Raw genomic sequence first — 22,069 nt, forward strand, 5'->3', positions numbered from 1 at the left:
TGTGTGGTATTGCCTTGTGTTTTCTCAGTTCATTACAGAACCACGATTGTATCTCCATGTACCAGACTGTCCATATGTGATCTGGTATCCATTTCGTTTGGTTTCATTGGTAAAGTCGGGGTCAAATACATAAGTAGTTCCGTTGATTGCAATTTCCACCCAAGAGTGCGGACCATATCCGCCGCTTCTCAGCGGAACGCTGCCGGAAATCTGTTTTGCGTCATAGCCGAGTTCCCGTGCCATTTCGCAGAATGTAGCTGCCATAACATAGCAATTTCCGGTTTTGCAGGTGAATCCATAATTTGCGTAATATTCCATTCCCGGAGCAGCTGTCGCCGTGTACTTGGAATACTTCATGCCGGCAGACCACTGGAACGCCGCTTTCAGATCCCAGCCTACCTGATTCAGAACAGCCGCAGCTTTCGGATAGCGATTTTTCTTGTCTACAATACCATTCTTTTTGCAAAGCTGTTTGAACTCAGCACTCTCATAGAAGGAATTTCGAACTGTATCGCGGGAAGTACCATTGTCCAAAGCGTTTTTCCACGAAGAAAAGCCTCTGCTGTCGGCAGTTCTTCCGAAAATTGCCGTATAAAGGTCATTGACATACTGTGCATTGCTGGTGCTTTTGTTGTGATATTCCTGCGATTTGAAGAATCCGTCTGCCAGTTCTGCACCAGAACCGGTAGTGATCGTCTTTTTGACCCAGTTTTCCACTTCTGTCCCCGCAGGCGTTCTTCCCAGAATCTGATAACAGCCAGCAACCATTTTTGCCACGCCGGGGTGCTTGTCCCGTTCTTCAGTCAGTGTAATATTTCCGCTGGAAATACCGCCCGCAGAACAAGTCTTTTTGAATTCTGCCGAAGATGCAAACTGTGCCATCAGATAATTGCGGGAAACACCGTTGCTCAAAACATTTTTCCACGACTGCACCTCAGAAGTATTGCAGCTGCGGCCGAAAAACGCCTGATAGAGGTCTGCAATATAATCTGCATCACTGGCATTCTTGCTTTTGTTCTGATACTCACGGGATTGCAGGATATTTTTGACCAGTGCAGTTCCGGAACCGCCGTTTCTGGTTTTAGAAATCCATTGGTTGATCTCGCTGCCACTTGGCATTCTGTCCAGAACAGCATAACAGTTCACTACCATTTTCGCAACATTCGGATACTTGTCACGTTCTTCTGTCAATGCAATACTGCCGCGTGTCACGCCGTAAGAAACACACAGATTTGTGAATTCAGTGGAATTGGAAAAGCCATGCATCAGATAGTTTTTAGAAACGCCCTGCTGATAAATAGTCAGCCAGTGCTGAATTTCCGAACTGCTTCCGGTTCGATTCAAGAAAACCTGATACAAATTAGCGATATACACTTCATCACTGAGCTGTCTGTTCTGATATTCCTTGCTGTTCAAAAATCCCTTAACAGCATCTACCGCAGAAATGCTGCCGCTGCTGATCCTGTCATGCCAATTTTTTAAGCCAGCAGAATCCGGTTCCCGTTCCAAGCACACGTTGTACAGCCGGTTGACAAATGCCGTGACAGAATCTTCTGCGATATCCTCCGGTGCATCCGTCTGCGGAATTTCTTCCGTTCCAGTTTCAACATCTGCCGTAGCCATTTCTGTTTCCGCTTCTGTGGTTGTAACTTCCACAGCTTCCGAACCGGAAAGTTCTGTTTGCACTTCTGCTCCCGGAGTTTCTGGGATTTCCGCCGCTTCTGTTGCAGTCGTTTCTTCTGTTGCTTCCTGCACCATTTCCGTTTCCGGCGGCATAGTTTCTGCCGCCATAGCGACAATCGGGCAAGTGTTTACCACAATTACGCCAGTCAGCATTGCAGCAAGAATTTGCTTCTGAAGATACTTCTTTTTCATAAACGCCTCTGATCTCCCTTGTAATTGATTTGGACAGCCAAATCGATTCCGCATATTTTCAAGCCAAAACAGTTCTCATAGAATTTAACGCATAAAACAATGATTTTGTGACAAGCGAAATTCTTGTTTTGGCTGGATGTCCCAATATGCGGAATCGAATCTGGTAATTTATCCTTATTCATATTATACCATAAGCAAATCGCAAAGAAAAGCAGTAAAATGATTCCTGGTTAATTTTTTAAACAGTTTCTAGAAGAAGAAAGTCGGAACAGAGTATATTCCATACTCTGTTCCGACTTCTTTTGCCTATAACTGTGATATATCGCCTTACTTCTTGTTTATCCGATCATGCTCCGCAGCAATCCCAGATCTAAACCATTCACCGTGCCGTCTGCCGTTGTGTCAGCCAATTCTGCCTGTTCCTCTGTCAGTATATCGATTCCCAACAAATATTTCTGCAAAGCCACTATATCTGCCGTGTTGACAACGCCGTCCTGATTCACATCACCCGAAATTGTCTGAGAAATAATGCCCTTAACATCACACAATTCCACAGTTTTCAACGTGCCACTCGGAGAGGAAACTGCAACAGAATAAACCCCACAGTCCTCCTGCGTATTTGCTGTAACGGTATAGGCTTTTTCCGTTGCTCCGTCAATTGCTTTTCCATTGTGGTACCACTGGTAAGAAAGCCCCGTTCCAGAGGTTTCCGGTGTCAGCAGCATGGTGTCCTTTTCTGCAAGGTAAACTGTCTGCTTTGCGGAATACACATCAAAATTGTCCTGTAAAATATAGCTGTCTGCCTTGGCAGAACCAGCATTTACCCACGAATTTGCCTGATCCTGAATGGTCACACTGATGTTGGAAATTTCAGTTCCAGCCTCCAAATCTACCAGTTCTCCCAAAGGAATCCGAAATTCGACTTTTCTGCCGCCATGCTTCTGGACACAGCCACTGGGAACACCATTGTTGAAATACACAAATCCGTTTCCCTGATAGTAGATCCAGCACCGTTTGCCACTTGTTTTGTTCTGGAATGAAAGGTTGTACACCGGAGAAGCAGCATCATATGTCAAATCAGCAAAGACGTATAAATATTGGTCGTTGTTAGTGATGTACAGCTGATTGCCGTTATCATCTGTGACAGTGCACTTGTCCTCCGCATATTCCGTGTCATTGCTGGAGATACCGTCTACAACAGAAAGGTTCTGATAAGTGTAGACAGAACCGTCAGAATGGGGGAGTTCCTGTTCTGTGTTGATCTGATAAAAGTCGTTGTCTGTCTGCGGCTTGTCAGATTCCGTTGCAGAAAAGCTACCCAGATAATTGGCACCCAGAGCAGAGTTCCAGGTATCATGATTGGCAAACTGTATAGAACGAACGTTAGTTTCGCTGATGTCGTTTTCTCCCGTGGAAAGTTTCAGATAGACATTCCACTTGCCGGCTTCAATGCCTGCGGGAAGCTTCAGGTCAAATTCCGGAGAAACAGTTGTGCAGGAATACCATTGGTTTGCATTGGCATCAACAGCTGTCCGGATATAATTCCCGTCCTTTTCCAGAATGATCTCTGCCTTTTGCTGCATGATCGGATTGGCAAAACCAGTATTCTCAATTTTGGTGCAGACTTTCAGAATACCGTTTTGCTCCACGCTTTCGCTCAAATCGGAATCCCGCAGCACAAAACGATACCCGATATGATCCCGTATGAATTTGAAAACAGTTTCCCCATAGTAAGCACTGTTGTCTACGTTCTCTACATCATATTCTTTTCCGAAAGTGTAATCCTGATACAGTTTAAAAATATTCGAATTGATATAGCTCAAGTGCGAATAATACATTTCCGGCACCGCATTTTCCGGAAGATATGTATCGTACTGTTTGGCAAAGTCCAGATTTCCGGAAAATTCTCCGCCATAATAGGAGGTATACGTCTGCTGCCGCAGCCACTTCAAATCTCGTTCACGATTGTGAAACGTTCCCAGGTCGGAATCAGAACCCATGTAACCGTCGTTGTACAATCCCACACGAGAAGCTTTGCTGTTCGGTTCCAGCACATATTCTCCCAGTTCCGATTCCTCAATGCCGGCCCATTTGGCAAAGATATTCGGTGTTCTTACAGTTACCGGAATCGGGTCAGGAACCACATCTAACAACAGATCCAGCAGCTTCGCCTTGTCTTCCAAAGAGCAGTATTTTCCGCCCCATTGTTCGCCGTAGCAACCCACAAAGCCGCTTTCTACATAGGCAATAACGTCCTTGTAATCTTCCAGAAAACCGTCTTTCCGTATTTGTTCGATATGCTTGCACATCTGCTCAAAAGTAGCCGGTTCGGGATTGCGGACACCATTCGCATCATACCGAAAACGAATACCAATTGTACAGCCGTTTTTGCGGCAGTTTTCCAATGTTTTTCGGAAGTTTGTAAAGAACGTTTCGTCCAGATCATAGTCCGTACCAGCGGTATAATTGCCGCTGTCGTCAGTCGTTCCGTTTGCTCCGCTGGAAAAGCCGCCAATGTCCACAAAGAGCACCACCAGACTAGCAGTCGGGTTGTACACCTTGGTGTCGTTAGGCTTGCAGTTGACCGCAACACCGGAACTGTATCCGGCTCCCGGATTTCCAAGTGTTTCCGTAGATTCCGTATAATCAATGCCAGAATCCAAGAGTACTTCTTCCGCACCGACAGTGGCTTTCGGCAGCATGGCAGAACCGCAGAGCAGTGCCAGTGCAGCAGCTATGATTTTTGTGAACTTCATATAGTTTTCCTCCGATATAAAAATTCAGTTTTGTATATATTTTATTGTACCATAGAAGCCCCAGTTTCGTCAAGACATAATTCGACTTTTTTCCGAAACAACTTTACAAACCGTTTCCCGCATGGTATAATAAAAATATCGCAGAAACAGGAGGTGCCGTTTTGGACTACTTTGAGAACACAACACGCATTACAGAAGACGGATACGCTGCAATTTTACAGATGCAGAAGAAACAGCACTGCATTATCTGCCGTGCCATTGGAATTCTGCTGGCAATACCGTTTTTGGAACGGCTGATCTATCGGGGCATTTTGTTGGGAATTGGCGATACGGCAGATTTTCACCTTGGATTTTTGGATTTCTTTTTTTTGCTGCTGCTGGCTGCTGCCTTTTGGATATGGCATCTGCCGAAAAAACAGATACAAGACCGCATTCGCCGCACAAGGGGGAAACTGGATCTACAGGCGGTCAACCAATACACTTTTTTACCGGAATGTATCCGCATGATGAGCACTTCCTCCTTGGAAAAATACCAGCTGGAATATGAGAACCTGACATGGATTCGATGCGATAAACGGTGGATCGTGCTATATTTTGCCCGTCAGGATTTCACCATGTTGATCGACAAGCAAGGCTTCACCCACGGAACTGCAAATGCCTGTCTGGCTTTTTTGAAGAACAAGCAAGAGGGCAGATGAGATTCAAGGCAATACTGCACAAATTTTAAGGAGAGAAAATAATGGCCGAAGACAAAAAAGATATAAAAATTTCATTTTGTGGATATAATAAAAATACAACAGTAGGTGAAATTAGAAAGGATTTTGAAAATCTGGAAACTGCGAAAAGTAAAGTGAACGAATATCGTAAAACAAAATATCAAAACGCAAACGAGGAAAAAATTGATAAATCTACATCTCGTATCACCGTTTGGGACTTCGCTCGGTGAGTTGATTCCACAAAAATTGGAGAATGCACGGCTGTCGATCACTTCGTTCATGACTGCCATGTCTGCGAGATTGTAGACATTCTGCAATATGAATATTCTCAGCATCAATTCCAATGGGTATGGTTTATTGCCAAGTTCTCCTTTGTAACAACTCGGCTGTATCAGTTCAAAAAATGTTTCCCATGGTATGATTGTTTCAAGCTTTTCTAAAAATTCTTTTTTATTGGTTCTGGCTGCACCAAGTTCATCGTTGATTTCTGCCAGCGTCATTTGTCTTTCCATATAGTCATTTGTCTTTCCATATATCTATTATATCATATTTTTGCTTGTTTGGCAATTGTGCGGTGTTGCCTTAGGGATGCTCATTTATAGTTGAAAAAATATATGTACGATTGAGTTCAGTACATTGGAGGTCTTTATTATGGCGTTTGTAAACAAAAAGTTATCAATTTCTGAGAAGAAAAAGATATCAGATATGAAGATAAAAAATCCCTACGGAAACTATAGGGATATAATGGAAGGAATCACACCTTCATATATCACAATAGACAATAGCAGTAATATGTGGTTAGCTCATTGTTATACACACAAAGAAACTTTAGAATGTATTGAAGAATTTATATTTATGTATAATGGACAACCAATTCCTGTTCAAGCTAAAAAAAGAATTAATGGCAAGAATGTCATTTGGGAAATCAGTCGTATTGATATTTCAGTAAACATGATAGTAGAAGATCATAAATTGATTAATTCCCTAGTAGCAGCGTTTAAAGTGTATAATACGACAGGATGGCCAGAGGAAAATAACGAAGCGGTAAGTGTTATTTGTGATCTGGGAAAGGAAGATGAGGTATAATCTATACTATAAATGAGCATCCCAACACCGTTTTCGTGAAAATGCACAAAAGTGGTTAAGCAATATTCTCCAAAAGGGCAGACTTATCCCCACCGTTTTGAGCATAGTCAAAAACGAAAGAGATCTGCTCTCTTCGAATCATTTGGGACAGCAAATGATATCCTTCCGAGAAATTGTACCGTTTTGATTCAAAGCAAGCGATCATGTAAGCAAGAGATGCAATGAGCCAGAAGTGTTTGATTCCATTTGCGGATCGAATCTGATACTTATCAACAGCAAGCTTCATCTTGCAATCACGGAAATAGACTTCAATCTCCCAACGTACAACATACAAATCCAGAATTCTTCGGCCCTGCGAAAAACAGAACACGCTCTTATTCTATCACATTTTACTCCATTTCCCCATTCGCAATCCGTTCCGCCAGATCATTCAAATACACCCAACGCTCCATTTTCTCTGCCAGAAGCACTTCCAGTTCTTCTTTCCGGTCAGACAATTCCTGCAGCTTCACATAATCCGACACACTCGCAGTAATCTCCGTTTCTGTCAGCCGAATCTGTTCTTCCAAATCGGCAATTTCATCATCAATGGTATCGTATTCCCGCTGCTCCTTGAAAGAAAACTTCAGCTTTTTCCTGCCGTTGAAAACGCGTTCTTTCTTTTCCGTTTGCTTTTTGGGCTTTTCTGTCGCATTTTCCGGCAGAGCCTTTTCCATGTAATCCTGATAATTGCCATTATAGCGACGAACCTCGCCATTTCCCGTCAGTTCCCAGATTTCTGAAGCCATTTTGTCTAAGAAATACCGGTCATGAGAAATCGCAAGAACAGCCCCTTGAAAACTGCGGAGATAGTCCTCCAAAATAGTAAGTGTTGCAATGTCCAGATCATTGGTCGGCTCGTCCAGCAGCAACACATTTGGGGCAGTCATCAGCACTTTCAAAAGATAAAGCCGTTTCCGTTCACCGCCAGACAACTTTTCAATTCGATTCCACTGTAATTCTGAAGTAAAAAGGAATCGCTCCAGCATTGTCGCCGCAGTAACCGTGCCGTCCGGTGTTTGAATTCGCTCTGCAGTTTCCCGAATGTAATCAATGACTCGCTGGTTGGGATCCATGCTTTCACACTCTTGAGAAAAATAGCCAATGCGTACTGTATCACCGAGTTCAATAGAACCATTGTCCGGCGAGATTTGTCCGCAGAGCATCTTGATCAGCGTGGACTTTCCGGCACCATTTTGCCCAACAATGCCGATTCTGGCATCGCGTGGAAGTTGGTAGGAAAAATCATGAATCAGCATTCTGCCATTCACAGCCTTGGTGATTGCATGAATTTCCACAGTTTTCTTTCCCAGTCGAGAGGAAACCGATTGCAGCTGCATTTTTTCTGCTTCTGCTGGCTTCTCACGATTTTCCAATTCGTGAAACCGTGCGATCCGATCCTTAGACTTGGTGCCTCTTGCACGAACGCCGCGGCGAATCCATTCCAACTCCTGCCGATACAAAGAACGATTTTTTCGTTCCTTTGCTTCTGCGTCAACTTCCCGCTGTGCTTTCTGTTCCAGATACGTACTGTAATTTCCCTCATATTCGAAAATCTTTCCTCTGTCTACTTCAACAATTTTTCGGGTAATGCGGTTCAGAAAGTACCGGTCGTGGGTTACCATAACAATGGCACCCCGATATTTCAATAACTGTTCTTCCAGCAATCGAACCGTTTCGTTGTCAATATGGTTGGTCGGTTCGTCCAGCAGCAAAACATCGCTGGGCTGAATCAGAGCAGCAGCAATGCCGGCACGCCGCTTTTCGCCGCCGGACAATGTACTAATATCTCTGGTTTCGTCTGTAATGCCCAGTTTTCCCAGAATCGACTTTGCTTCAAACGTCTTCGCCTCTTTGAGGTCTGCCGGCAGATGCAGCATGACTTGTTCCAATACGCTGCCATGCGGTTCAAACTCCGGAATTTGCGGCAGGTATGAGATGCGGATTCCGTTAGTGCGAATGACATTACCGCTGTCCGGCTCCTCGGCTCCGGCAAGGATTCGCAAAAGTGTAGACTTTCCGGTACCATTGATGCCGATAATCCCCACCTTATCACCCTCATTCAAAAAGAAGGAAACGTCGTCCAGTACTTTTCGTTCCATATATGTCTTGGCAATATTTTGTGCAGATAACAATATCATAGTTGCATAGCCTCTCTTTTTCAGTGTTCTTATTCTCTGCTATTATAGCAGAAATCCATGCAAAAATCAACGCATTTCTTTGAATTCCCATGACAACTGCACATAAAGCTGACAGAATACTGTCCAAATGAAATTCCTAGGCAGAACCACAAAAAAATCCGGCAATTCTGTGAGAGCTCTTATGCTGATTCTTTCAAAATTTCAGAAAAAGCTTGATTTTCCGTTAGTTTTGTGGTATGATAGGAATAATGCACTACAAGCGGAAACTTTTTCATGCAGAAAAACCGCTGAAAAAGCCGGAACTTTTCCGGTAGAAAGGAACGAACATGGCGAAAAAGCAATCTTATGATAATGAAAGTATCACGATGCTCAAAGGACCAGACAAGGTACGAAAACGCCCCGGTGTCATTTTTGGCTCTGACGGACTGGACGGCTGTGCCCATTCGGTTTTTGAAATCATTTCCAACTCTATCGATGAAGCACGTGCCGGATACGGCAGCAAGATCGTCGTGACACGCTATCAGGACAATTCCATTGAAGTGGAAGACTTCGGCAGAGGCTGTCCGGTAGATTTCAATAAAAACGAAAACCGCTATAACTGGGAACTGGTCTACTGTGAACTCTATGCAGGCGGTAAATACAACTCCAATGATGACAACTACGCGTATTCTCTGGGACTGAACGGTCTGGGACTTTGTGCCACACAGTTCGCTTCCTCTTACATGGACGTAGAGATCATTCGTGACGGCTTTCAGTACAACCTGCATTTCGAAAAGGGTGTCAATGTAGGCGGACTGCAAAAGAAGCCGACCAAGAAGAAGCAGACTGGCACACGAACTCACTGGCTGCCGGATCTGGACGTTTTTACAGAGATCGAAATACCAGATGATTATTTCTGTGACACTCTGCGGCGGCAGGCAGTTGTCAACCCGAACCTGTTGTTCCTCTACCGAAAAGAAGAAGCTGACGGCACTTTTACCGAACGGCAGTATCTCTACGAAAATGGTATTGCAGACTATGTGCGGGAAATCGCCGGAGAAAACACACTGACTTCCGTACAGAACTGGAGCTGCCAGCGAGAGGGCCGTGACCGTGAGGATAAGCCGACCTATAAGGTGAAGCTGAATGTGGCTCTGACCTTTTCCAATCAGGTGCAGCGACTGGAATACTATCACAATTCCAGCTGGCTGGAACACGGCGGCTCGCCGGATAAAGCTGTGCGGCAGGCACTGGTATCCCAGATCGATACCTATCTGCGGCAGAATAACAAATACCTGAAAAGTGAAGCCAAACTGAAATTTGAGGACGTGGAATCCAGCCTGGTGCTGATTTCTTCCAGTTTTTCCACAGAAACCAGCTATGAGAACCAAACCAAAAAGGCGATCACCAACAAATTTATCTACGAAGCCATGACGGAATTCCTCAAGCATCAGCTGGAGATCTACTTCATTGAAAATCCGGACGAAGCAGAAAAAATTGCAGCACAGGTGCTGATCAATAAACGCAGCCGTGAAAATGCCGAAAAGACCCGTCTGAACCTCAAGAAAAAGCTGACCGGCAGCATTGACGTCACCAACATGATCCCGAAATTTGTAGACTGCCGGAGCAAAGACCTGTCCCGTCGGGAATTGTACATCGTAGAGGGTGACTCTGCATTGGGTTCCGTAAAAATGGCACGAGATGCAGAATTTCAGGCAGTCATTCCGGTTCGTGGCAAAATCCTGAACTGCCTGAAAGCAGACTACAACAAGATCTTCAAAAACGAGATCATTACTGATATTGTCAAGCTGCTGGGCTGCGGGGTAGAAGTTACTACCAAGGCAAACAAGGATATTTCCTCTTTCCATCTGGAAGGTCTTCGTTGGAATAAAATTGTCATCTGTACCGATGCCGATGTAGACGGTTTCCAGATTCGAACACTGATTCTCACTATGCTGTATCGTCTGACACCGACACTGATCGACAAAGGCTATGTGTATATCGCAGAATCTCCGCTGTTTGAAATCACAACCAAAAAGCGGACATACTTTGCCTATACCGAAAAGGAAAAAGCAGAGATTCTGGCAACACTGGAAGGGGAGAAGTACACCCTCCAGCGTTCAAAAGGTCTGGGCGAAAACGAAGCAGACATGATGGCTCTGACAACCATGAATCCGGAAACCCGCCGGCTGATTCAGGTGACTGCGGCAGGCATCGAAGAAACAGCAAAGATGTTCGACATTCTGCTGGGCGATGACCTGCAAGGTCGAAAAGACTTCATTGCAGAATACGGCAGCGAGTATCTGGAACTGGCGGACATTTCATAAAAGCGAGGGCAAAAATGGCACGAAAAAAGCAATCTGAAAAACCAAAGAAAAATGCAATTCCCAATGCCTATATTGCCGGTGCCGGCATTGTGGAAGAAGAAAAAATTACAGATACACTGGAAAAAAACTATATGCCCTACGCCATGAGCGTTATCATTTCCCGTGCACTGCCGGAGATCGACGGCTTCAAGCCTTCTCACCGGAAACTGCTGTACACCATGTATAAAATGGGACTGCTCACCGGCGGGCTGACCAAATCGGCAAACGTTGTAGGGCAGACCATGCGGCTGAATCCCCACGGTGACAGTGCTATCTATGAAACCATGGTGCGTCTGGCAAGAGGCAACGAGGCACTGCTGCACCCCTACGTGCAATCCAAGGGAAACTTTGGTAAGGCATATTCAAAAGATATGGCATACGCCGCCTCCCGTTATACGGAAGTCAAACTGGAACCGATTTGTAACGAACTGTTTCGGGACATTGACAAAGACACAGTAGACTTTGTTCCGAACTACGACAATACCATGCAGGAGCCGACACTGTTTCCGGCAACATTTCCCACCGTACTGGTTAATGCCAATGTAGGTATTGCCGTTTCCATGGCAAGCAGCGTCTGCCCGTTCAATCTGGCAGAAGTCTGCGAAACAACCATTGCCGTGCTGAAAAATCCGGAGCATGATATTCTGTCTACACTGAAAGGACCGGATTTTCCCGGCGGCGGCTTTCTGTTCTACAATGAAACAGAACTGCAAAAAATTTATGATACCGGTCGCGGCAGCGTAACTGTCCGTGCAAAATGGAACTACAACAAACAGGACAACTGTCTGGAAGTCACAGAGATCCCGTACAGCACCACCATTGAAGCAATCAAAGACAAGATCGTGGACTGCATCAAACAGGGCAAACTACGGGAAGTTTCTTACGTCCGCGACGAAACCGACATTGACGGCTTGAAGATCGCCATTGACTTAAAGCGAGGCTCTGATCCGGAAAAGGTCATGCAGAAGCTGTTCCGCATGACACCGCTGCAAGACAACTACTCCTGCAACTTCAATATTCTGGTCGGCGGAGCACCCCGCGTTATGGGCGTGCGAGAAATTCTGGAGGAATGGTCTGCATTTCGTCTGGAATGTATCCGCCGCCGTCTGGTATTCGATCTCCAGAAAAAACAGGAAAAACTGCATCTGCTCCTTGGTCTGGAAAAAATCCTGCTGGACATTGATAAGGCAATTCGCATCGTGCGGGAAACCGTCGAAGAAGCAGATGTTGTACCAAATCTGATGATCGGCTTCGGCATTGATGAGATTCAGGCAGAATATGTGGCAGAGATCAAACTGCGGCACTTGAATCGGGAATACATTCTGAAACGCACGCAGGAGATCGACCAGTTGAAACAGGAAATTGCCGAACTGGAAGAAACCATTGCGGATCCGAAAAAGATGAAGAAAATCATCATTGCAGAGTTGAAAGAAACCGCAAAAAAATACGGACAGCCCCGAAAGACACTGTTCTATTATGCGTCTGACATCGAGGAAGAACCAGACGAAGAAGATATTCCCGATTATCCGGTACACCTGTTTCTGTCGCAGAGTGGTTACTTCAAAAAGATCACACCAGCTTCTCTCCGCATGAGCAGCGAACAAAAGCTGAAAGAGGAAGACCAGATCGTCTGTCATCTGGAAACCACCAACTGCATCGAACTGCTGTTTTTCACCAACCAACAGCAGGTTTACAAAACCAAAGCCAGCGACTTTACGGAAACCAAAGCCAGCGTCATGGGCGATTACATTCCGGCAAAACTGGGATTTGCTGACGGGGAATTCGTGGTGCAAATGATTGCCACCGCAGATTACCAAGGTGATTTGCTCTTTGTATTTGCCAACGGAAAGGCGGCCCGTGTACCGATGTCTGCCTACGCAACGAAAACCAACCGTAAGAAGCTGCAAAAGGCTTACAGCGACCGTTCGCCACTGGTACAAATTCTGCAAATTCCAAGCGGCGAGGAATCCTGCTCTGTCTTTTTCCGTACAGACGGCAATCGGGCAGTGCTGGCAGATACTGCACTGATTTCCGCAAAGTCCACCCGTGATACACAGGGCGTACAGGTAGTCACATTGAAAGCAAAACACCTTGTCTGCGAAGCACGTGTGCTGAACGAAGAAGAATGCATTGCACTGAAAAAATATCGTGTAAAAACCATTCCGGCAACTGGTGGCATGGCGAAAGATCTGCCGGAAAGCGGACAGCTTTCGCTTCTGTAAATATTGTTAAACGAATCCAAACAAAAAAGCCACTCCAAAATCGGAGTGGCTTTCGTTGTCATAAATATTTGCAGAGGCTTACTGTTCCGGCAACGTATTGATGATATGCACCAAGAACCGCAGCAGGCAAATTGCATCATTGCTGTCCGTCTGTCCATCAGCGTTGCAGTCGGCATTGCCCTTTGCCTGTACATTCAGTTCTACCTGACCAGCAGTTGCCTTGTTCAGCAGCACCGCATCAGTAATATCCACTCTGCCATCCAGCGTAACATCGCCATACAAAACTGCGGACGGGTTTACCTGTTCAGAAGAAGTTGCAGCAGAGGTAGTTTCTGTTGCAGTCGTGGTTGTTTCTTCCGAGGACACAGCAGTGGTGGTGCTGCTTTCCGTCGAAGCAGCGGTACTCTCTGTAGTCAATGCTGTTTCTTCTGTAGAAGCAGTGGTTTCAGAAACAGTTTCCGAAGTGGATTCTGTCATCGTTGTTTCTGTTGTTGTGGTTGTTTCTGCCGGCGTTGTAGTCGTTTCGTCCGGTTTGTCATAATTGTATTCATACACCAATGTCACTGTATTAAATGTAGTAGAGATATCTTCGCCATTTTTGGAATCGTTTTCGGAAGAAGCCCACCAGTTCTGTAATTCTGCACTTTCATCATTGCAGGAACCAGTAATATTTTCACTCTTGCCGTCACTCAAAGAAATAGTAAACTGATCGTCAAAAGGAACTGTTATATCACTTGTGCCCAGACGGTATTGGAAAGACTTGTTTCCCCAAACGCCAGCAGAGGAAGAACCCTTTTTCACGACTTCGTTAAAGCAGAGAGCTCCGCCGCCGACAGCCCACGAAGATCCGGCATTCGAAGACACAGTAGCGTTCACAATAATTTCTTTCAGGTGTTCCTTGTCACCCAGCGGAATCATCGGATTGCCTGCGGTATTTGTCGACAAATCGCTGATATTGTAAGTGGTCTTTTTGATTTCAATATTCGGTTTTTCCGGAATTGTCACATTGGTCTTTTCGTCAGAAATCACCACTTGAGCCACAGACAACGGCGGCAGTTCTACAGTTACCTGATTGCCGGAAACATCATTCTGCACATCCAGAATCTGAATATCACTGCTGTCCTGTGTGATAGCATAGACAACAGCACTCTGATAGTCAGTGTCTGTGCCTTCCAGAGAAATAACCGCTTTTTCTGTATTTTCCTTATCCTTGTTGGAAATCACTGTAGTCACTTCACTGTCATCAGAGCCATCAATTGCCGCAAAGATTGCCGCCTTAGACAGGTCAGCAGAGGAGGACTCCACAAGGGTATCCCCGAATGCACCGCCATTGCCGTCATAGTTAGTGTAAAGGTTGATCGCACTGGTCACATACGGACAAAGAGAAAGTGTTCCCCAATAGGTTGCCAAATATACGCCCTGATCGGCAAAAGCCCCCAACGCTTCAGTTTCTGCAATGGCAGAAATTACAGATTTTCCAGTTGTAGATTCCTTGCTGATGTTTGCCAGATTATACTCCGTCAGTGCCAGCTTGGTACCCGGATAGTACTTGTCAATAGACTCCTGCATTCTGGTGAGGAACGGGAACGAACCCCCAAACCACTGTGTCAGCCAGCTGTTTTCCTTGTAATTCGGATCGTACAGGCTTCTCGCCGCCTGCAAAATGCCGTCATCTGTTTCGCAGTCCTGTGCATAGTAGTGAACATCAACCACATCTAACAGTCGTTTGCCGTTTTCCTGCTCTGCATCTGCCATTTGTTTCAGGTAGTAATCCATATACCACGAATACTGTCCTTTGACAGCTTCCCAATCCGGATCCTTGAAGTTGTCGCCGCTTCCTGCCTGTACACAGGGGAGAATTCCCCAGAATGCCGGACCGTAAATTTCTGCATTGGGGTCAAGATTTTTTACCACCTTTGCCAGAGCAACCGACTTGGAGATCAGTTCGCTGTTGGAAACTTCGTCCTTGTGCAGCAGGGGGTGCGTATCATTCCAGAGTACCGGTTCATTGTCCAGATTATATCCCTGAATACCGGTAGAAGTTGTAGAATCCCCCAGATTATTGATCAGGTAATTGACATACTCGTCCATGTATACCGTGTCGTCCGTCAGATCCGGCGTGTCAGACAGTGCACCGTCTTTCTGAAATTCCACCTTATTCCAACGAGAGGACGGTGCTACTTCCGAAGCTGCCACAGTTCCATTTTTATCTGCGGAAGTATAACCCGCCATTTGCAGCGTTGCCATTTTGTAGTCTACGTTGTTTTCAGCAGCTTCCTTCGACAGTCGGCGTGCCTGATATGCCGGACCGTCTGTTACATCTCCCATGTTTGTGTCAGAACTATCGTTCCAGTCCCGACCGGCATTGGAATAATTATTTTCCCAGTTGTAGCCAGTAAAACGATTGCCGCCCTGCCGCAGCGAATGCGTTGTCACTTTTTTCAAACTGGTTGAATTTCCGGCTTCGTTCACACCGTAGATATACGGGCTGATTGCTTTCTTTTCACCGTTCAATTTGATGTTCAACTGCATTTCATAATTTCCAGCAGCCGAAGCGGACAAAATTGCCGGCACTTGTACAGCACAGGAAAGAGCAAGAATGCTTGCCGTAATTCCCGCGAAGATGCGTTTTTTCATTTCAATTCTCCTTTTTTTCAGTTGTGGCATACATCTTTCATGCCAATTTTCTTACGAACATTTTTATTATAGCATATTCTTGCTCTATAAGCAAGCGTTTCGTATAAAAAATTCTAACAGCACTGCAATTTTATTGTGCATAAATTTATTTTAAGAAACAAATTTGCAAAAAGAAAAAGCATAAAATTGTCCTTGACAAAAGAAAATTGCCGTGCTACAATGAGTCATGATGAAAAAGACGGGAGGCGTTGTATGAAAAGAATCCAACGGAAACAAATTTTGGCACTTCTAACAACGGTAGCATTGACCATAGCTTTTGCAAGCTGCGGCACATCAAGTACGCCAACAGAAGAAAGTGCCGAAACTACTTCAACAGCAGATCAGGAACTTTCTCTGCTGGATACTTACGTGTCCAATACCGTGATTTCTACTGGCAGCAATACCGTTATCAAAAACGCAGAACATGTGACCTATCGGGCATGGTTTCCGGTAGAAGCGGCAGGGGAGTATGACTACCGGTTTTACTTTTCCAATACGGTAGATTCCACATGGGGTGACGGCAGCGAAAGTTATGTGGGTATGTCCGGCGGCAGCTACACCATTGAAAAGGCAACTGTCTATGATGGCGGCACGGAATTCGATGCCAACGTGGAACCAACAGTTTCCGCAGCCGTGACCTTTTCCGGCAGTGCGACCAAAGAAGTCGCTCCTGACGAAACTTTCTGGAGCGATCCCGTAACGCTGAACGTGCCGGAAGGACACTATCTGCTGTGGGAATGGACAGTCAATGGCACGAATATTCCGGCAATTGCCATGTCTAACCTGACCTACGCCTATGCTGATAACGGGGACGGAAAGGGATTCCTCTACACCAATGAAATTCCTGTGCCCCAGCTTGTGGGCTGTGACCGAAAAGTCAAGACTCGAATTGTCACGTTGGGGGACTCTGTCACACAGGGATGCCAGACTTCCGAATTCGGGTATCAATTCTGGGCAGCCCAGCTGCTGGATCAATTGGGTACAGAAGATTACAGCCTGTGGAATCTGGGAATCGGCTATGCCCGTGCCTCTGACTGTGCCCGGCAGGGCAACTGGCTGAATCGTGCTGTTGCCGGTGCAGATCTGATTACCGTGGCATTCGGCACCAACGACATCATCAGCGGACCTTATGGTGGCACTGGTCATGCCACACCGGAAGAAATCGAAGCAGATGTCCGGAAGATCACCAGAACTTGTACCGATGCCGGCATTCGCACGATTTTGTGGAACTCTCCGCCATTTGACATGACACCAGAATTGGATGGAATTCGAACTGCCTATAACGAAACGGTGGAGGGCATTGCCAAGGACAACGGAGCGACTTATTTTGATGTTGCCTCCCTGTTGGCAGACCCGTCAGATGCTTCAAAAACCGTTTACGGACAACACCCGAATGACGAGGGCGGCACTGTGATCACAGATGCTCTTGTCAAATTGATTCAGGAATAAGGAATTACATGAAAGGAAGAATAATATGATGAAACAAAAAATACTTGCCGTTTTAACAAGCCTTTGTATCGGCGTACTGCCCCTTGCAGCCGGTATGGCAGCTGCACCGGTTGCCGCAGAAGACACTACAGAACCGATACGGATTCTGGCAATGGGAGACTCCATTACAGACGGCTATATCAACGGGGACAACGGCTATCGAAAATACTTTTGCTACGAAATGCAGCAAAAAGGATTTACCAATTTTGATATGGTGGGACCGAAAAACAACTGGTCTGATTCTGTTTCCTACACCACCTCTGACGGCGTAACATTCCAGTATGACCCCGCCCATGCCGGCTACAGCGGCTATGCCATTGAGAAAATCGGAAGTCGGCAGGGACTGTATGAAACCATTTTTGACACGACCTATTACAATAACAATGTCACAGGCAATATGATCGAAGCATACGATCCGGATATTGTCTTGCTGCAAATCGGCACCAATGATCTGCTTGACAACCAGAATGCTGGCATTACAGACCGTCTGGAAAAACTGGTAGACAAGTTGCTGGACAGCATAGACAGCAACAGCATGCTGTTCGTGACATCAGTACCGGATATTGACGTATCAGTACGGCATGACTGGCTCTGGGCATATCAGTCCAGCGGCTATTCCTATGAAAACAATCCGGAAGAATTTACAGCACTGGTAGAGCAGAGCGTAGACAACTACAATGCCTCTGTCAAAGAACTGGTAGAGAAAAAGCAGGCTGCCGGAGCACGAATTCGGTTTGCAGACATCAATAGCGTTGTAGATGTGAAAACGGGATTAAAGGACGGCGTACACCCCAATGAAGCCGGCTACGCCTGCATGGGAAAATACTGGTCGGAGCAGGTATCTGCTTACCTGAACGGTACAACACCCACACCGACACCTGCAACAACGACAGAAGTGACTACCGCTACCGAAACCACAACAACTGCAATTGAAACAACTACAAATTCTACAGAAGCAACAACAGAAACAACCGTTTCGACCACAACAGAAGCAACTACCATTTCTACAGAAACCTCTGCAACAGAATCGTCGGAAGAAACTACTACAGAAACGACAACAGCTTCGTCTTCTGTCAGCGAAAGTGACACAACCACATCAACCACAGAAACTTCTGCACAGCCGACATGGCAGAAGGGTGATGTCACACTGGACGGTACCGTCAACATCACCGATGCCGTTCGCCTGTGCCGTTATCTGCTGGGCAGTGAAACCATTTCCCAACAGGCATATCAGTGTGCTGACGTGTACACGGATTCCATGGTAAATGGTTTCGACTTGGCAGCCCTGCGGCAGATGCTGACCAATGCAGGAGGACAGAACCAGTGAGCACCATTCGCGGATTGATTTTTGATATGGACGGCGTGTTGCTGGATACGGAAAAAATCTATTTCCGCTGCTGGCTGCAAAGTGCAAAGGAACTGGGGTATCCCATGTCAGAAGAAGCCGCCCTGCATGTCCGAAGCTGCTGTGCCGCCCACGCCCAGCCTTACTTCCGGCAGCTTTACGGAGAAAACTTTGACTATTTCAAAGTACGTGACCGCCGGCGGGAACTGGTTTCCCAATATATTGCAGAGCACGGCGTAGAACAGAAATCCGGCATTGCAGAATTGCTGCAATTCTGCCGTGAATCCGGACTGCCTTATGCCATTGCCACCGCCACCTCCAAAGAACTGGCAGAACAGCGGCTGGAACTGGCTGGACTGGCTGGGCAGTTTCCGCAAATTGTCGGCGGTAATCAGGTGCTTCACGGCAAGCCGGATCCGGACATCTATCTGGTGGCGGCAAAGGCTCTGCACTTGCCGCCGGAACAGTGCGTGGCAATTGAGGATTCGCCCAACGGCATTACCGCAGGGCTGTCCGCACACTGTAATGTGATTCTGGTTCCCGACCTGACACCGCCGGAAGCAGGGGACAGGGACCGCTTGTTTGGCATCGCCGAAAATTTAAAAGAAGTCATTCCGCTGCTTCAGGCGGCTGGCATAGGAGAAAAAGAACATGCGAAAAAATCCTGCATCGGAAGTCTATGACATTCCACAGTACACCTATTTTGAATTCGGAAACACTTTTACCGGCAGCTACGGCAAGCTTAGCTATAAGATCATACCGGGGGAGAACTTCACCGTGCAGATCTGGCACAGCCGTCTTTGTTCGGAACTGGCAGACATTGAGGAGGAACAGACGTATCCCATGACAGAAGACGGGTTCCACGAAATGCTGCGTTGGCTGGAAACGAAAGCACCTACCGGAAAATAACAACAAAAATCGTCCTGAAGAAAGTCTGTTTCTTCAGGACGATTTTACTTTTATGATGACGGTGACTTTTTTGTGAATCATTTATCTTTTACATAGTATACTAATTTTATTTGATTGAGAACATATAAAATTAGGGCAATACTGAATAAAGCTCATGTAACCAGATTGCGTGCAAAGCCGTCAGACGGGCTTTATGCAGCGTTTTCTTAGCGTTCACACAGCACACTAAAACAAAGACAACTGCCGATGACATTCCGGAAATTCCCGCAAGTAGGCGAAAATTTGATTTGGTTCATACATGACATCATACTTGGCACAAGACTCGCGGAAAATTGTCATGAGCCGTGCCTGATTGGGACTGGAGCACTCATAAGCATTCCCAAACCGACGTATGTACTGCTCTTTCATGCCGGGGAAATGCTTGTCCAACTGTGCATAAAAGAATTCCCGATCGCCTTCCCGCAGAGTAACGCCCATACCGAAACAGCAAATGCCTTTTACACCAGCATCAAAACAGTATTCCAGAATGCCGCGGAGATTTTGCTCTGTATCATTTAAAAACGGCAAAATCGGCGTGAGCCATACCACCGTTGGAATTCCATTTGCCTGCATGATCTTCAGCACTTCATACCGCCGTCTGGTGGTGCAGACATGGGGTTCCAGAATGCGACAGAGCGTTTCGTCCCACGTGGTCAACGTCATCTGCACCACACACTTTGCATTCTGCTGAATCTTTTGCAGCAAATCCAGATCTCTTAAAACGCGATCCGACTTCGTCAATACCGTTGCACCAAATCCATATTTTGCAATCAACTCCAGGCATTGCCGTGTCAGCCCCAGCTGTTCTTCGCAGTGTAAATACGGATCGCTCATGGCACCGGTTCCGATCATGCAGAGCCGCCGCTTTCTCCGCAAAGCTTCCTCCAGCAACTGTGGAGCGTTTTCTTTCACTGCCACATCTTCAAAATCGTGTTCCATTTGATAGCATGCCGAACGACTGTCGCAATAGATGCAGCCGTGTGTGCAACCACGATACAGATTCATACCATTTGTGGCAGATAAGATGTTTTTTGCTTGTATCCGATGCATGTTTACTTCTTTCGCAGTTCCGCAATTGCCGCATAATGCCGTACCAAAAATGTCTCCGGTGCAATACGCTCCAACAACTGCAAATGTTCTTTTTCCCATGCCGCAATTTCTTCCGGCGTCAGCGAAGCTCCGATACCGCGACAAGCTTTCATACGACCGTTCCAGCTGGTGCGGGTAAAGGGCACGTCCAATTCGTATTCCTCGTGATAGGTCAGATCAAAGTATTCCAACAGTTCCGGTGCAACGGAAATCGGATGCTTGGTTTCTCCTGCTCCACTCCATTTTGGATTATACTGCAACACCAGTTTTTCGCTGGCTTCAGCAATCTTGTCTGAATATGGCAGCCATTCCATGCAGAGCAGCAACAGTTTCCCATGCGGCTTCAGAAGCCTTGCAAATACCGGAGCCGCCTTTTGATTGTCAAAGTACCAGTAGCACTGACAGGCAGTAATGCAGTCAAACTGCTTTCCGGCAAAGTCCAGTTCCTCCGCCGGCGAAACAAGATAGGAGATTTCCATACCCGCCGAAAGCCGTTTTGCCTCTGCGATCTGATTTGGAGCAATATCGCTGCCTGTCCAATGTGCCCCGAACCGGTACATATTTCGGGGCAGAACGCCCGTTCCTGTTCCGATGTCCAACACTTCCTGTCCGGCAGTGCCGCAATTTCTCTCCACTATTTTCTGATAAAATAACGGGGGATAGATGTCCCGAAACTTTCCGTAATCTTGAGAAGTCTTTCCCCAGTCGAACGCGTTGCCGCTGTCAATATTCTGCCGCTGCATAAAACGCACTCCTTTCCGCACGCTGATAAAAACAAAACCCACCTAAAGTAAAACCTTAGGTGGGTTGGTACGCCTGATGCGATTCGAACGCACGACCTTCAGAGTCGGAGTCTGACACTCTATCCAGCTGAGCTACAGGCGCATATCGGAAAAACATCATCAGAATCGTATCTATCTTGTCTGACGACTTATTTATTATAGCACATTCTCAGGATAAATGCAAGAGGTTCTGCGGAAATATCCGAGATGTTCACAGAAAATTTTCAGAGAATCTGGAAACGCAGTGATCCCTTACCAGTCTGTCAGCAGCTGCCAAAGCAGTACCGCACCATTTCCGGCAGTGTCCGGCAGTGCTGCCAGCCAAAGCCACTGAGAATCTAACCGCGGCAGTTCCCAACGATACTCCTGTGCTGCAAGGCAAAGTGATGCCGTCTGGTTCGGCTGTATGGTCAATTGTGCCATAGCGGCGGGAGTATGGGTCATACGGTTTTGTGAACGTGTCTGCACAGTCAGATATGCCCAGAAAAACCCGCAGAGCAATCCGTAAAGACACAGCCCTTGCAAAAGCCGCCTCCAACGGCGGCGATGAGTTTGTTTCAT

16 protein-coding genes, 1 tRNA gene and 1 pseudogene are annotated in these 22,069 nt (G+C 46.3%); 9 read left to right on the forward strand and 9 right to left on the reverse strand.

All coding sequences use genetic code 11. The annotated features are described in order from the left end of the window. Positions 1-24: 24 nt before the first annotated feature. Together DXB92_RS07100 and DXB92_RS07105 are read right to left on the reverse strand one after the other, a co-directional pair. Positions 25-1,875 (reverse strand): DUF4214 domain-containing protein, encoded by a 1,851-nt coding sequence (locus tag DXB92_RS07100; protein ID WP_181976958.1) that lies wholly within the window; start codon positions 1,873-1,875, stop codon positions 25-27. A 338-nt stretch (positions 1,876-2,213) separates the two neighbouring features. Next, complete coding sequence (locus DXB92_RS07105; RefSeq protein WP_117733338.1) at positions 2,214-4,631, reverse strand: DUF4832 domain-containing protein; 2,418 nt, start codon at positions 4,629-4,631, stop codon at positions 2,214-2,216. A gap of 161 nt (positions 4,632-4,792) precedes the next feature. On the opposite strand from DXB92_RS07105, the gene DXB92_RS07110 reads away from it, so the two are divergent. Together DXB92_RS07110 and DXB92_RS14120 are read left to right on the forward strand one after the other, a co-directional pair. Then, entirely contained in the window at positions 4,793-5,329 is a 537-nt protein-coding gene (locus tag DXB92_RS07110) for a hypothetical protein (RefSeq protein WP_117733339.1), read from the forward strand. 41 nt (positions 5,330-5,370) lie between these two features. Beyond that, positions 5,371-5,577 carry a hypothetical protein gene (locus DXB92_RS14120; RefSeq protein ID WP_040647323.1) on the forward strand — a complete coding sequence of 69 codons (207 nt, stop codon included), beginning with the start codon at positions 5,371-5,373 and terminating at the stop codon, positions 5,575-5,577. Positions 5,578-5,589: 12 nt separating this feature from the next. Here DXB92_RS14120 and DXB92_RS14325 read toward each other — a convergent pair. After that, positions 5,590-5,859: pseudogene (locus DXB92_RS14325) on the reverse strand (transposase); the annotation flags it as partial. Positions 5,860-5,998: 139 nt separating this feature from the next. Between DXB92_RS14325 and DXB92_RS07120 the strand changes: the two are divergent. Further along, positions 5,999-6,433 (forward strand): hypothetical protein, encoded by a 435-nt coding sequence (locus tag DXB92_RS07120; RefSeq protein WP_117733340.1) that lies wholly within the window; start codon positions 5,999-6,001, stop codon positions 6,431-6,433. A 389-nt stretch (positions 6,434-6,822) separates the two neighbouring features. Here the strand turns inward: DXB92_RS07120 and DXB92_RS07130 are convergent, their stop codons facing one another. Further along, positions 6,823-8,613, reverse strand: a complete 1,791-nt coding sequence (locus tag DXB92_RS07130; protein WP_117733342.1) for an ABC-F family ATP-binding cassette domain-containing protein — start codon at positions 8,611-8,613, stop codon at positions 6,823-6,825. Positions 8,614-8,939: 326 nt separating this feature from the next. On the opposite strand from DXB92_RS07130, the gene DXB92_RS07135 reads away from it, so the two are divergent. Next, positions 8,940-10,919 (forward strand): toprim domain-containing protein, encoded by a 1,980-nt coding sequence (locus tag DXB92_RS07135; protein ID WP_117733343.1) that lies wholly within the window; start codon positions 8,940-8,942, stop codon positions 10,917-10,919. Positions 10,920-10,933: 14 nt separating this feature from the next. Continuing rightward, positions 10,934-13,180: a DNA topoisomerase (ATP-hydrolyzing) subunit A gene (locus DXB92_RS07140; protein WP_117733344.1), complete on the forward strand. Its 2,247-nt coding sequence runs from the start codon at positions 10,934-10,936 to the stop codon at positions 13,178-13,180. Between the two features lie 78 nt (positions 13,181-13,258). On the opposite strand, the gene DXB92_RS07145 is transcribed toward DXB92_RS07140, so the two are convergent. Continuing rightward, on the reverse strand, positions 13,259-15,817 hold the full coding sequence (locus tag DXB92_RS07145; RefSeq protein WP_181976961.1) for a glycoside hydrolase family 44 protein: 2,559 nt from the start codon (positions 15,815-15,817) through the stop codon (positions 13,259-13,261). A gap of 252 nt (positions 15,818-16,069) precedes the next feature. On the opposite strand from DXB92_RS07145, the gene DXB92_RS07150 reads away from it, so the two are divergent. Genes DXB92_RS07150 through DXB92_RS07165 form a run of 4 tightly spaced genes read left to right on the forward strand, consistent with a single transcriptional unit; the run spans position 16,070 to position 19,598 of the window. Beyond that, positions 16,070-17,305 (forward strand): SGNH/GDSL hydrolase family protein, encoded by a 1,236-nt coding sequence (locus tag DXB92_RS07150; protein ID WP_117733346.1) that lies wholly within the window; start codon positions 16,070-16,072, stop codon positions 17,303-17,305. Positions 17,306-17,330: 25 nt separating this feature from the next. Beyond that, entirely contained in the window at positions 17,331-18,671 is a 1,341-nt protein-coding gene (locus tag DXB92_RS07155) for an SGNH/GDSL hydrolase family protein (RefSeq protein WP_117733347.1), read from the forward strand. After that, a complete protein-coding gene (locus tag DXB92_RS07160; protein WP_117733348.1) occupies positions 18,668-19,372 on the forward strand; it encodes an HAD family phosphatase in 705 nt (234 codons plus the stop codon). Before DXB92_RS07155 ends, DXB92_RS07160 begins: the two co-directional genes overlap by 4 nt. Next, positions 19,341-19,598, forward strand: coding sequence for a hypothetical protein (locus DXB92_RS07165; RefSeq protein WP_021682167.1), 258 nt, complete (start codon positions 19,341-19,343; stop codon positions 19,596-19,598). The genes DXB92_RS07160 and DXB92_RS07165 overlap by 32 nt, the downstream gene beginning before the upstream one ends. A gap of 225 nt (positions 19,599-19,823) precedes the next feature. On the opposite strand, the gene DXB92_RS07170 is transcribed toward DXB92_RS07165, so the two are convergent. From DXB92_RS07170 to DXB92_RS07185, 4 genes are all read right to left on the reverse strand, one after another. Continuing rightward, positions 19,824-20,687: a radical SAM protein gene (locus DXB92_RS07170; protein ID WP_117733349.1), complete on the reverse strand. Its 864-nt coding sequence runs from the start codon at positions 20,685-20,687 to the stop codon at positions 19,824-19,826. A 2-nt stretch (positions 20,688-20,689) separates the two neighbouring features. After that, complete coding sequence (locus DXB92_RS07175) at positions 20,690-21,469, reverse strand: class I SAM-dependent methyltransferase (RefSeq protein ID WP_181976962.1); 780 nt, start codon at positions 21,467-21,469, stop codon at positions 20,690-20,692. Between the two features lie 65 nt (positions 21,470-21,534). After that, positions 21,535-21,611: transfer RNA gene (locus DXB92_RS07180), tRNA-Arg, on the reverse strand. Between the two features lie 149 nt (positions 21,612-21,760). Next, complete coding sequence (locus DXB92_RS07185; protein ID WP_147330033.1) at positions 21,761-22,069, reverse strand: hypothetical protein; 309 nt, start codon at positions 22,067-22,069, stop codon at positions 21,761-21,763.

Source organism: Ruminococcus sp. OM06-36AC, from assembly GCF_003438725.1.
GTDB lineage: Bacteria > Bacillota > Clostridia > Oscillospirales > Ruminococcaceae > Ruminococcus_C > Ruminococcus_C callidus.

Excerpts from the sequence above, each read along its gene's own strand:
- DXB92_RS07105 (WP_117733338.1), bottom strand. The coding sequence starts at position 4,631 with ATGAAGTTCACAAAAATCATAGCTGCTGCACTGGCACTGCTCTGCGGT.
- DXB92_RS07135 (WP_117733343.1), top strand. The coding sequence starts at position 8,940 with ATGGCGAAAAAGCAATCTTATGATAATGAAAGTATCACGATGCTCAAA.
- DXB92_RS07155 (WP_117733347.1), top strand. The coding sequence starts at position 17,331 with ATGATGAAACAAAAAATACTTGCCGTTTTAACAAGCCTTTGTATCGGC.
- DXB92_RS07170 (WP_117733349.1), bottom strand. The coding sequence starts at position 20,687 with ATGCATCGGATACAAGCAAAAAACATCTTATCTGCCACAAATGGTATG.
- DXB92_RS07165 (WP_021682167.1), top strand. The coding sequence starts at position 19,341 with ATGCGAAAAAATCCTGCATCGGAAGTCTATGACATTCCACAGTACACC.
- DXB92_RS07175 (WP_181976962.1), bottom strand. The coding sequence starts at position 21,469 with ATGCAGCGGCAGAATATTGACAGCGGCAACGCGTTCGACTGGGGAAAG.
- DXB92_RS07100 (WP_181976958.1), bottom strand. The coding sequence starts at position 1,875 with ATGAAAAAGAAGTATCTTCAGAAGCAAATTCTTGCTGCAATGCTGACT.
- DXB92_RS14120 (WP_040647323.1), top strand. The coding sequence starts at position 5,371 with ATGGCCGAAGACAAAAAAGATATAAAAATTTCATTTTGTGGATATAAT.
- DXB92_RS07185 (WP_147330033.1), bottom strand. The coding sequence starts at position 22,069 with ATGAAACAAACTCATCGCCGCCGTTGGAGGCGGCTTTTGCAAGGGCTG.
- DXB92_RS07145 (WP_181976961.1), bottom strand. The coding sequence starts at position 15,817 with ATGAAAAAACGCATCTTCGCGGGAATTACGGCAAGCATTCTTGCTCTT.
- DXB92_RS07120 (WP_117733340.1), top strand. The coding sequence starts at position 5,999 with ATGGCGTTTGTAAACAAAAAGTTATCAATTTCTGAGAAGAAAAAGATA.
- DXB92_RS07140 (WP_117733344.1), top strand. The coding sequence starts at position 10,934 with ATGGCACGAAAAAAGCAATCTGAAAAACCAAAGAAAAATGCAATTCCC.
- DXB92_RS07150 (WP_117733346.1), top strand. The coding sequence starts at position 16,070 with ATGAAAAGAATCCAACGGAAACAAATTTTGGCACTTCTAACAACGGTA.
- DXB92_RS07130 (WP_117733342.1), bottom strand. The coding sequence starts at position 8,613 with ATGATATTGTTATCTGCACAAAATATTGCCAAGACATATATGGAACGA.